This is a genomic window from Mesorhizobium sp. M7A.F.Ca.CA.001.04.2.1 (genome assembly GCF_003998485.1).
In the GTDB taxonomy this organism is placed as follows: Bacteria; Pseudomonadota; Alphaproteobacteria; order Rhizobiales; family Rhizobiaceae; genus Mesorhizobium; species Mesorhizobium ciceri.
This window is the reverse complement of the sequence record NZ_RZQT01000276.1, coordinates 1-1,512: the sequence shown is the minus strand read 5'-3', so window position 1 is coordinate 1,512 and position 1,512 is coordinate 1. Positions and strand designations below refer to the sequence as shown.

Genomic DNA, 1,512 nt, shown 5'->3' with positions numbered 1-1,512 from the left:
CGGTGTGGCAAATGCCTGTCGCCTTGATCTCGACCAGCACTTCGCCCTCGCGCGGGCCCTCGAGGTCGACCTCCATGATCTCCAGCGGCTTTCCGGCGGCAACAGCGACAGCGGCGCGGGTTTTCATCAGGCGTCCTCCAATGCGAATTTTTTTCCAAAGTTTCAGGTTTTGCCGACACGATCAACTGGCAGCTGGCTCCCCGACTGGGCCACAGCGATGAATTGGAATCGCAAGTCGATTGAAAGGCAGTGAATTGCATGGTCGGCTTGACCCTGCAAGCACAGGCCATAAAAGGAACGGCCGACCCGAGGGATGACATTTCGCATGTTCACCAAGATCCTGATCGCCAATCGCGGCGAAATTGCCTGCCGCGTCATCAAGACGGCGCGCAAGATGGGCATTGCCACGGTCGCGGTCTATTCCGATGCCGATCGCGACGCCGTGCATGTCGAGATGGCCGACGAGGCGGTGCATATCGGGCCTTCGCCAGCCGCGCTGAGCTATCTCGTCCCTGAAAAGATCATCGCCGCGTGCAAGGAGACGGGAGCCCAGGCCGTGCACCCCGGCTACGGGTTCCTGTCCGAGCGGGCGGCCTTCTGTGAGGCGCTGGAAGCGGAAGGCATCATTTTCATCGGCCCGAAGCCCAAGGCGATCAAGGCGATGGGCGACAAGATCGAATCGAAGAAGTTCGCCAACGCCGCCAAGGTTTCCACCGTGCCCGGCTGGCTCGGCGTCATCGAGAATGCCGATCATGCCGAAAAGATCGCCGGCGAAATCGGTTATCCCGTGATGATCAAGGCTTCGGCCGGCGGCGGCGGCAAGGGCATGCGCATCGCCTGGAGCGAAGCCGAAGTGCGCGATGGCTTCGACCGCGCGCGCTCGGAAGCCAAGAGTTCGTTCGGCGACGATCGTCTCTTCATCGAGAAATTCGTCGTCGATCCGCGCCACATCGAAATCCAGGTGCTGGCCGACGCGCATGGCAACGCGCTCTATCTCGGCGAGCGCGAATGCTCGATCCAGCGACGCAACCAGAAGGTCGCCGAAGAGGCGCCGTCGCCATTCCTGGACGCCGCGACACGCAAGGCCATGGGCGAGCAGTCTGTGGCGCTGGCCAAGGCCGTCGACTACCAGAGCGCCGGCACGGTCGAATTCATCGTCGACAAGGACAAGAACTTCTATTTCCTTGAAATGAATACACGATTGCAGGTCGAGCACCCGGTGACGGAGCTCATCACCGGCATCGATCTGGTCGAGCAGATGATCCGCGTCGCCGCCGGCGAAAAGCTTGGCCTGAAGCAAAGCGACATCGAGCTGAACGGCTGGGCGGTGGAAAGCCGGCTCTATGCCGAAGACCCTTACCGCAATTTCCTGCCTTCGATCGGCCGGCTGACCCGCTACCGGCCGCCGGAGGAAGGACAATTCGGCGATGTCGTCATCCGCAACGACACCGGCGTCACCGAAGGCTCCGAAATCTCGATGTTCTACGATCCGATGCTGGCCAAGCTGTGCAC

The 1,512-nt window shown here is 61.4% G+C and carries 1 protein-coding gene and 1 pseudogene; one reads left to right on the top strand and one right to left on the bottom strand.

From position 1 onward, the window contains the following. Positions 1-127: pseudogene (locus EN955_RS34440) on the bottom strand (S-(hydroxymethyl)glutathione dehydrogenase); the annotation flags it as partial. Between the two features lie 198 nt (positions 128-325). Between EN955_RS34440 and EN955_RS34435 the strand changes: the two are divergent. Continuing rightward, the coding region (locus tag EN955_RS34435) for a biotin carboxylase N-terminal domain-containing protein (RefSeq protein ID WP_127223574.1) at positions 326-1,512 on the top strand (1,187 nt) is incomplete at its 3' end.